The 9,523-nt window shown below is 61.0% G+C and carries 6 protein-coding genes; 5 read left to right on the forward strand and 1 reads right to left on the reverse strand.

Annotation, left to right across the window (positions count from 1 at the left end; all coding sequences use genetic code 11):
- Positions 1–187: 187 nt before the first annotated feature.
- Positions 188–2,128 (reverse strand): BCCT family transporter, encoded by a 1,941-nt coding sequence (locus PG5_RS05440; RefSeq protein ID WP_256228076.1) that lies wholly within the window; start codon positions 2,126–2,128, stop codon positions 188–190.
- Between the two features lie 381 nt (positions 2,129–2,509).
- On the opposite strand from PG5_RS05440, the gene betI reads away from it, so the two are divergent.
- From betI to PG5_RS05465, 5 genes are all read left to right on the forward strand, one after another.
- Positions 2,510–3,103 (forward strand): transcriptional regulator BetI, encoded by a 594-nt coding sequence (gene betI, locus PG5_RS05445; protein ID WP_020796092.1) that lies wholly within the window; start codon positions 2,510–2,512, stop codon positions 3,101–3,103.
- A gap of 62 nt (positions 3,104–3,165) precedes the next feature.
- On the forward strand, positions 3,166–4,638 hold the full coding sequence (gene betB / locus PG5_RS05450) for a betaine-aldehyde dehydrogenase (RefSeq protein WP_020796093.1): 1,473 nt from the start codon (positions 3,166–3,168) through the stop codon (positions 4,636–4,638).
- Positions 4,639–4,856: 218 nt separating this feature from the next.
- A complete protein-coding gene (betA, locus tag PG5_RS05455; protein WP_020796094.1) occupies positions 4,857–6,560 on the forward strand; it encodes a choline dehydrogenase in 1,704 nt (567 codons plus the stop codon).
- 160 nt (positions 6,561–6,720) lie between these two features.
- A complete protein-coding gene (locus PG5_RS05460; RefSeq protein ID WP_020796095.1) occupies positions 6,721–8,163 on the forward strand; it encodes a TldD/PmbA family protein in 1,443 nt (480 codons plus the stop codon).
- A complete protein-coding gene (locus PG5_RS05465; protein WP_020796096.1) occupies positions 8,163–9,500 on the forward strand; it encodes a TldD/PmbA family protein in 1,338 nt (445 codons plus the stop codon). The genes PG5_RS05460 and PG5_RS05465 overlap by 1 nt, the downstream gene beginning before the upstream one ends.
- Positions 9,501–9,523 lie beyond the last annotated feature (23 nt).

Consider the following 9,523-nt stretch of genomic DNA (forward strand, 5'->3'; position numbering starts at 1 on the left):
GACACAAAAACGCCGCGAGAGATCGCGGCGTTTTTATTTGTGTGAAATCGGGTAATGCAGCATTGCGGCTGATGACCCCTTCGCGAGCAAGCCCGCTCCCACAGGGGAATGCATTCCAAATGTGGGAGCGGGCTTGCTCGCAAAGAAGGCGACGCGGTGTCACTGAAACACCGCATCAGTTCAGAACTTAGCTATACACCCGGCCAAGAAGCTGGCGATGGCTTTCAAACTGATCGAGCACGTCACGGGTGATCTGATCCTGGGTGAAACCCATCAGGTCGTAGTCCTGGCTACCGTTGTGCAAGTACACCTCGGCGCGGTAGTAACGCTGACGCGCCTCATCGGACTGGGCTGACTCGGTTGGAGTGGCCAGATACCCATCCAGGCTGACTTCGTAGACAAAAGGGTTGCCCTCTTCCATCTCGACCCGCACTCCCATGCAGCGCTTGGACTTGCCCAGCAGCGTCTGCACTTCGAGGCCTTGGGCACGCATTTGCGTCGTCGCATCCTGCAATGCCGGGCTCACATGCTTATCCATGAAGCGTTGTACCACCGACTGGCTCGGCTGCAGGTCCAGCTGCGTCAAACGCTCGCTGAAGCCACGACGACCGCGCGCTGCCAACTCCGCCTGCTCCTGTTCAATCTGCACGTCCTGGCGCATGGCCTTGTGCAAGCCGAACATGAAGAACACCAACACCACCGAGAACGGCAAGCCGGCCAGAACCACCATGGTTTGCATGGCTTCGAAGTTACCGGCGAACAGCAGGCCGATGGTCACCAGGGTGATCACCACCGACCAGAAGATCCGCAGCCAGTGCGGCGCATCTTCGTCGACGTTACCGCCCTTGCACGACAGGTTGGCCATCATCACCGCACCCGAATCCGCCGGCGTCAGGAACAACACGAAGCCCACGAAAATCGATACACCGATCACCACCTTCGATGCCGGGTAATGCTCCAGCAACTGGTAGATCGCCATGGACGGCTGTTCCAGCGCAGTCTTGCCGAGCTCCACCGCGCCGTGATTCATCACCAGGTCCAGCGCCGAGTTACCGAAAATCGACAGCCACGCCAGGGTGAAACCCAGCGGAATCAGGAGCACGCCAGCAACCATTTCACGCACCGTGCGACCACGGGAAATACGCGCGATGAACATGCCTACGAATGGGGCCCAGGAAATCCACCAGGCCCAGTAGAACAGGGTCCACAGGCCCAGCCAGCGGTCAGACCTCTCACTGTCGCCTTCGTACACATAAAGATCGAAAGTCTTCAGCACCACACCGTTCAGGTAATCACCAACGTTCTGCACGAAGCCGTTGAGCAGGTGCAGGGTCGGGCCGAACAGCAGCACGAAAATCAGCAGACCGCTGAACAGCACGATGTTGAGGTTGGACAGGCGGCGGATGCCGTTTTCCACACCCGACACGGCAGCGATGGTCGCCACGGTGCTCATCACGATGATCACGATCAGCAGGTTGGTGTTGCTGTGCTCCATGCCGAACAGGTTTTCCAGGCCCGACGACACTTGCAGCGAACCAATCCCCAGGTTGGTCACCAGGCCCAGCAGGGTCACGAACATGCCAAAGCCGTCCACCGCATGACCGGCCGCGCCTTTGACCCAACGCTCACCCACCAGCGGGTACAGCGCCGAACGCAGCGCCAGCGGCTGGTTATGCCGGTAGGCAAAGTACGCCACCGCCAGGCCGACCAGGGCGTAGATCGCCCAGCCATGCAGGCCCCAGTGCAGGAACGTCAGCTGCACAGCCTGACGTGCCGCCAGGTTGCTGCCGGCCACGCCTTCCGGCGGGTTGAAATAATGGTCCAGCGGCTCGGACGCACCGAAGTACAGCAGCGAGATGCCGATACCCGAGGAGAACAGCATCCCCGCCCAGGCGCCGTAACTGAAGTCCGGGGTGTCGTCCTTGCTGCCCAGCTTGAGCTTGCCGTAGGACGAGAACGCCAGGCCGACCACGAAGATCAGGTAGGCGGCAATCACCACCATGTAGTACCAGCCGAAGCTGCGGGACAACCAGGCTTGCGCCGTACCGAGCAGTCTGCCGGCCTCTTGCGGGGCAATTATCAGAATGGCGGTCAACAACAGAATCAACGCGGTAGAGGTGTAGAACACCCAACCGTTGACCGTCACCTTCTCGGGTGGGGTCTTTATTAGCGAGGCAGAACTCATGGCACAGATGCTCCGGGCAGTGCGAGAGAAGAACGCAAGACAAACGAGGTACCCGACCAATCGCTTAGTGGGCAGCCGACCAGCGGGTGATATAAAGACAACCCGATAAAGCTCGAACCCCCTTTAACGCCGTGGCGCGTGGGTTTCGAGCAATTGCGGAAGTCGTTTTTTTTCGCCGCTACGCGTCGGAAAAATCTGTAGGCAGCGACGATTTGTCGCAGATCTTATTCTTTGTTGATTGAACGTTCAATCAAAACAAAATAGACTGGCCCTCAAACCGATAGACGTCTTGCGTCTGCCGGAAGGCCTAAGGAGATGTGCAAGATGCCCAAGGTCGGTATGCAACCCATCCGTCGCCAACAGTTGATCGAAGCCACCTTGCTGGCGGTCGACCAGGTCGGAATGGGGGACGCCAGCATTGCGCTGATCGCCCGTTTGGCCGGTGTCTCGAACGGCATCATCAGTCATTACTTTCAGGACAAGAACGGCCTGATCGCCGCCACCATGGGGTACCTGATGACCGTCCTGAGCGAGAACGTCACCGCGCGCCGATTGGCGCTGACAGATGACAGCCCGCGGGCGCATCTGCAGGTGATCATCGAAGGCAACTTCGACGCCAGCCAGGTCAACGGCCCGGCAATGAAAACCTGGTTGGCCTTCTGGGCTACCAGCATGCACCAGCCGTCTTTGCACAGGTTGCAGCGGATCAACGATCACCGTCTGTATTCCAACCTGTGCTGCCAGTTCCGCCGCGTGTTGCCGCTTGTCGAAGCGCGCAGTGCGGCCCGTGGCCTGGCAGCGTTGATTGACGGCTTGTGGTTGCGCGGCGCGCTGTCGGGAGATGCTTTCGACACCGAGCAGGCACAACGGATCGCTTACGAATACATGGATATCCAACTGGCCAAGCAGGTGAGTTAGAGCACACATAGAACGCTCGACACCTGCACCGTGCCAATAACCAATGCACTTGCGAGGACTTTATGGCCCGTTTCGAACTGCAAAAACTCTACATCGATGGCGGCTACAGTGACGCTGGCAGCGATGCCACGTTTGAAGCCATCAACCCGGCTAACGGTGAAGTCCTCGCAAAAGTACAACGTGCGACCAAGGAAGACGTCGAGCGCGCCGTAGTCAGCGCCGAAAAGGGCCAGAAAATCTGGGCTGCGATGACCGCCATGGAGCGTTCGCGCATCCTGCGTCGTGCCGTGGACATCCTGCGCGAACGCAACGATGAACTGGCCGCACTGGAAACCCTGGACACCGGCAAGTCGTACTCCGAAACCCGCTACGTCGACATCGTCACCGGCGCTGACGTGCTGGAGTACTACGCAGGCCTGGTACCCGCCATCGAAGGCGAGCAGATCCCTTTGCGCACCACTTCGTTCGTCTACACGCGTCGCGAGCCACTGGGCGTCGTGGCCGGTATCGGCGCGTGGAACTACCCGATCCAGATCGCCCTGTGGAAATCCGCACCGGCCCTGGCCGCCGGTAACGCGATGATCTTCAAGCCAAGCGAAGTCACTTCGCTGACCACCCTGAAACTGGCCGAGATCTACACCGAAGCCGGCCTGCCAGCGGGTGTGTTCAACGTCCTGACCGGCAGCGGCCGTGAAGTCGGCACCTGGCTGACCGAACACCCGCGCATCGAGAAAGTCTCGTTCACCGGCGGCACCGACACCGGCAAGAAAGTCATGGCCAGCGCTTCGAGCTCTTCGCTCAAGGACGTGACCATGGAACTGGGTGGCAAGTCGCCGCTGATCATCTGCGACGACGCCGACCTCGACCGTGCTGCCGATACCGCGATGATGGCCAACTTCTACAGCTCCGGCCAGGTTTGCACCAACGGCACTCGCGTGTTCGTACCGGCGCACCTGAAAGCCGCTTTTGAAGCCAAGATCGTTGAACGTGTTGCGCGCATCCGCGTCGGCAATCCGGAAGATGAAAACACCAACTTCGGCCCGCTGGTCAGCTTCGCCCACATGGAAAGCGTGCTGGGCTATATCGCCAAGGGCAAGGAAGAAGGTGCGCGCCTGCTGTGCGGCGGCGAGCGCCTGACCGAAGGTGAATTCGCCAAGGGCGCGTTCGTCGCACCGACCGTGTTCACCGACTGCACCGATGACATGACCATCGTGCGCGAAGAAATCTTTGGCCCGGTGATGGCGATCCTCACCTACGAGACCGAAGAAGAAGTGATCCGCCGCGCCAACGACACCGACTTCGGCCTCGCCGCCGGTATCGTCACCAAGGATCTGAACCGCGCTCACCGCGTGATTCATCAACTGGAAGCCGGTATCTGCTGGATCAACGCCTGGGGCGAATCCGACGCGAAGATGCCGGTTGGCGGCTACAAGCAGTCGGGTGTTGGCCGTGAGAACGGCATTAGCTCGCTGAACAACTTCACCCGCATCAAATCGGTACAGGTCGAGCTGGGCGATTACGTCTCGGTGTTCTGATCTGCGAGCGACCTGGAGTGAATGTCGATGTGGCGAGGGGATTTATCCCCGCTGGGCTGCGAAGCAGCCCCCCATCCCGACACCACGATCTCCAGATAGATCTCAGTCGCTGAGTTTACGACTGCTGCGCAGCCGGACGGGGATAAATCCCCTCGCCACGGGTTGCGCGGCGTCGAGGCGACCCGCGACCTGAACCAACTTCCAAGAGGGTGCATTCAATGTCCCAAGAATTCGATTACATCATCATCGGTGCCGGCTCGGCCGGTAACACCCTGGCGACCCGTCTGACTGAAGATGAAGGCGTCACCGTCCTGCTGCTCGAAGCCGGCGGCCCGGACTACCGCATGGATTTCCGTACGCAGATGCCGGCCGCCCTGGCGTTCCCGCTGCAAGGCCGTCGCTACAACTGGGCCTACGAAACCGATCCAGAACCACACATGGACGGTCGCCGGATGGAATGCGGCCGCGGCAAGGGCCTCGGCGGCTCCTCGCTGATCAACGGCATGTGCTACATCCGTGGCAACGCCATGGATTACGACGGCTGGGCAAAACTGCCAGGCCTCGAGGACTGGTCGTACCTGGACTGCCTGCCGTATTTCCGCAAGGCGGAAACCCGCGACATCGGCCCGAACGACTACCACGGTGGCGACGGCCCGGTCAGCGTGACCACACCGAAAGCCGGCAACAACCCGCTGTTCCACGCTATGGTCGAAGCGGGCGTACAGGCCGGTTATCCACGCACCGAAGACTTGAACGGCTACCAGCAAGAAGGCTTCGGTCCGATGGACCGCACCGTGACGCCCAAAGGCCGTCGTGCCTCCACCGCCCGCGGTTACCTGGACATCGCCAAGAAGCGTTCGACCCTGACCATCGTCACCCACGCCCTGACCGACAAGATCCTGTTCGAAGGCAAGCGTGCGGTCGGCGTGCGCTACCTGGTTGGCTCCGCCGAAGAGCGCGTTGAAGCCAAGGCGCGCAAGGAAGTGCTGCTGTGCTCCGGCGCCATCGCTTCGCCGCAAATCCTGCAACGCTCCGGCGTCGGCCCGGCCGAACTGCTGAAAAAGCTCGACATTCCGGTGGTTCACGACCTGCCGGGCGTCGGTGAAAACCTGCAGGACCACCTTGAGTTGTACCTGCAATACGCGTGCACCCAACCCGTCTCGCTGTACCCGTCGCTGCTCTGGTACAACCAGCCGGCGATCGGTGCCGAATGGCTGTTCAACGGCACCGGCATCGGTGCCAGCAACCAGTTCGAAGCCGGCGGTTTCATCCGTACCCGTCCGGAATTCGAATGGCCGAACATCCAGTACCACTTCCTGCCGGTAGCGATTAATTACAACGGCAGCAACGGTGTGAAAGAGCACGGTTTCCAGGCACACATGGGCTCCATGCGTTCGCCAAGCCGCGGGCGCATCCAGGCCAAGTCCAAGGATCCACGCCAGCACCCGAGCATCCTGTTCAACTACATGGCCACCGAGCAGGACTGGCAGGAATTCCGCGACGGCATCCGCCTGACCCGTGAAATCATGCAGCAACCGGCACTGGACGCCTTCCGTGGCCGCGAAATCAGCCCGGGCATCGAAGTGCAAACCGATGAGCAGTTGGACAAGTTCATCCGCGAGCACGCCGAAACCGCGTTCCACCCGTCCTGCTCGTGCAAGATGGGCACCGACGAAATGGCCGTGGTCGATGGCGAGGGTCGCGTGCATGGCATGCAAGGCCTGCGCGTGGTCGATGCCTCGATCATGCCGATCATCACCACCGGCAACCTGAACGCGCCGACGATCATGATGGCCGAGAAAATCGCCGACAAGATCCGTGGTCGCAAGCCATTGCCGCGCAGCAAGGCCAAGTACTACGTAGCAGGCGATGCGCCGGTGAAGGGCAAGCCTGTGCGGGAAGTCAGCGCCACCGCACAGTAAGCCTCCCCCTGATCGTTCCCACGCTCTGCGTGGGAACGATCAATCCCCGCTGACACCGCTCCATCCTTGATCCATCCCCCTCGCAGGCCTACTCTAGCGCCACGCAAATGCTTCACCCTCCCCGCGCAACATCGATGCTCCACACCAAGGAGGTTCCCGAATGTTCGATTTCCACCCCCAGCTCAAGCAGCGCTTTGCTGCCTTGCGCACGGGCGCCGAATTCTTTTCCCTGCGTTATGTGCGCGAGTCCGGCCAGTACCTGTCGGTGCGCAAGAACGTCGCCGAACCGCCGAGCCTGAGCCGCGACGAAGGCGCGATGCTGACCGTGCGAGTCAATGGCGTCGAAGCCTATGCGGCAACCAACGACCTGTCGCAACAGGGCCTGCAAGCCGCCCTCGAACGCGCCGAACAGCAGGCGCGCCGACTCAAGCCCCATGCCCTGCTGGACCTGCGCGAACACGCCGTTTCCAGCGACCGTGCCGACTATTTCTCGCCGACCCTCGACCAGCCTTTCCCCTCCCTGAGCGACTGCTATCAGCTGCTGGGGGCCGAATCCGCCGCCGTGCCCAAGGACGAGCGCCTGGTGAGCTGGCAGGTCAGCCTCGGCATCACCCACGTCGAGCAGATCTACCTCAACAGCGCCGGCGCCGAACTGCGCCAGGCCCAACGCTTCGTCTACCCGGGCCTCGATGTCACCGCCTACGACGGTAACGACAGCCAGACCCGCAGCCTGGGTCGCGAGAATTTCGGCCAGCAGGGTGGCGCGGATGTGATCAGCCGCTGCGGCCTGGTCGGTGCCGGCCCGCTGGTCGCCGACCAGGCGCTGCAACTGCTGCTGGCACCGAACACGCCGCAAGGTCCACGCGATCTGCTGCTGATGCCCGACCAGATGATGCTGCAAATCCACGAATCCATCGGTCATCCGTTGGAACTGGACCGCATCCTCGGCGATGAACGCAATTACGCTGGCACCAGTTTCGTCAAGGCAGAAGACTTTGGCCGCCTGCAATACGGCTCTAAACTTCTCAATGTGACCTTCGACCCCGATATACCCGAACAGCTCGCCAGCTATGGCCATGACGACGACGGCACGGCTGCCAGCAAACAATTCCTGATTCGCGAAGGCCTGTTGCTGCGCCCCTTGGGCGGTGCACTCTCGCAATTTCGCGCGGGCCTGGACGGTGTCGCCAACAGCCGTGCCTGCGGTTGGAACCGCCCGCCGATCGACCGCATGGCCAATCTCAACATCGAACCTGGCGATCAGCCGCTTGCGCAACTGATCGGCAACATCGAGCACGGCATCCTGATGAGCACCAACCGCTCGTGGTCCATTGATGATGCGCGCAACAAATTCCAGTTCGGTTGCGAATGGGGTCAGTTGATTGAAAACGGCGAATTAAAGGGCGTGGTGAAGAACCCGAATTACCGGGCGATTTCCGCGCAGTTCTGGAAAAGCCTCAGCGCGGTCGGCGATGCCAGCACCTTCAAGGTCCTGGGTACGCCCAATTGTGGCAAGGGCGAACCGAATCAAGTGATTCGCGTCGGCCATGCCTCGCCAGCCTGCGTATTCAGCAACGTTGATGTTTTTGGGGGAGACAGCTGATGACTACGTCGAAAGCACAGGCCGAGTCTTTCAAGGCATTGGTGGCCGGGTTAAGCGAAGCGTTGCGCGAACCGGAACAGTTCACCCTGAGCTACGCCGCCGAATCATCGGCCTTCGTGCGTTTCAACCACGCCAAGGTGCGTCAGGCCGGACAGGTGCAACAGGCCAGCATCGGTTTGAAATTGATCAACGATGGCCGCCACGCCGATCTGCAAATCACCTTGGCAGGCGACCCTGCAGTCGACCATCAGCGTCTGGCCGAAGGTCTGCAACAACTGCGCGAAACCTTGCCTTTGTTGCCCCAGGACCCCTACCTGCTGCTCAATCACAACGGCTGGCAAAGCCAGAACGTGCAGGAGCACCCGCTACCGGACACCGAGCAAGTGGTCGGCGAAATCACCCAGGCCGCCGAAGGACTGGACCTGGTCGGGTTCTATGCGGCAGGGCCGATCAGCCGCGGTTTCGCCAGTTCCGCTGGCGCCTTCGGCTGGCATCAGGCCAACAGTTTCAACTTCGATTTCAGCCTGTTCCATGAAAACGGCCAAGCGGTCAAGGCCAGCTATGCCGGGCACGACTGGAACACCGAAGGCTTTGCCAGACGCTTCCAGCAAGCACGTGAACAGCTGGAATACCTGGGACGGCCGCTGCGCACTTTGGCGCCGGGTCAGTACCGCGCCTACCTGGCGCCCGCCGCGCTGGAAGAAATCATGGGCATGCTGTGCTGGGGCGGTTTTTCGGCGCAGTCGATTGCCAGCAAAAGCAGTCCGCTGCAAAAGCTCTACGGGGGTGATCAAGCATTCAGCCCGTTGGTCTCGCTGGAGGAAAAAGTCAGCGGTTCGCTGAGCCCGGCGTTCTCCGACGAAGGTTATCCGCGCAGCGACCTGGGGTTGATCGTCGAGGGCAAGGCCGGCGCGCAACTCGTGGGCTCACGCAGCGCCGCAGAGTACGGCTTGAGCGCCAACGGCGCCAGTGGTGGAGAGTCGCCAACCGCCCTGAACATGCGCGCCGGGGATTTGCCTGAGGCAGAGATACTCGAGCAACTCGGTACAGGCTTGTACATCAGCAACCTGTGGTACCTGAACTTTTCGGATCAACCGGCCGCACGCCTGACCGGCATGACGCGGTTTGCGACCTTCTGGGTCGAAAATGGCAAGATCCAGGCTCCGGTCAGCACCATGCGCTTCGATGACAGCGCCTACAGTTTGCTGGGCTCACAGCTGGAAGCGCTGACCGCGGAACGCGAACTGCTGTTGTCGGCGAGCACCTACAGCCAGCGGGCGACGGCATCGGCGCTGTTGCCGGGGGCGCTTATTAGCCGGTTGACCTTGACCCTGTAAACACAAATCCCCAGCACACAGGG

It is taken from the genome of Pseudomonas sp. G5(2012), assembly GCF_000408945.1.
Classification (GTDB): Bacteria; Pseudomonadota; Gammaproteobacteria; order Pseudomonadales; family Pseudomonadaceae; genus Aquipseudomonas; species Aquipseudomonas umsongensis.

Excerpts from the sequence above, each read along its gene's own strand:
- PG5_RS05460 (WP_020796095.1), top strand. The coding sequence starts at position 6,721 with ATGTTCGATTTCCACCCCCAGCTCAAGCAGCGCTTTGCTGCCTTGCGC.
- betB (WP_020796093.1), top strand. The coding sequence starts at position 3,166 with ATGGCCCGTTTCGAACTGCAAAAACTCTACATCGATGGCGGCTACAGT.
- betI (WP_020796092.1), top strand. The coding sequence starts at position 2,510 with ATGCCCAAGGTCGGTATGCAACCCATCCGTCGCCAACAGTTGATCGAA.
- betA (WP_020796094.1), top strand. The coding sequence starts at position 4,857 with ATGTCCCAAGAATTCGATTACATCATCATCGGTGCCGGCTCGGCCGGT.
- PG5_RS05465 (WP_020796096.1), top strand. The coding sequence starts at position 8,163 with ATGACTACGTCGAAAGCACAGGCCGAGTCTTTCAAGGCATTGGTGGCC.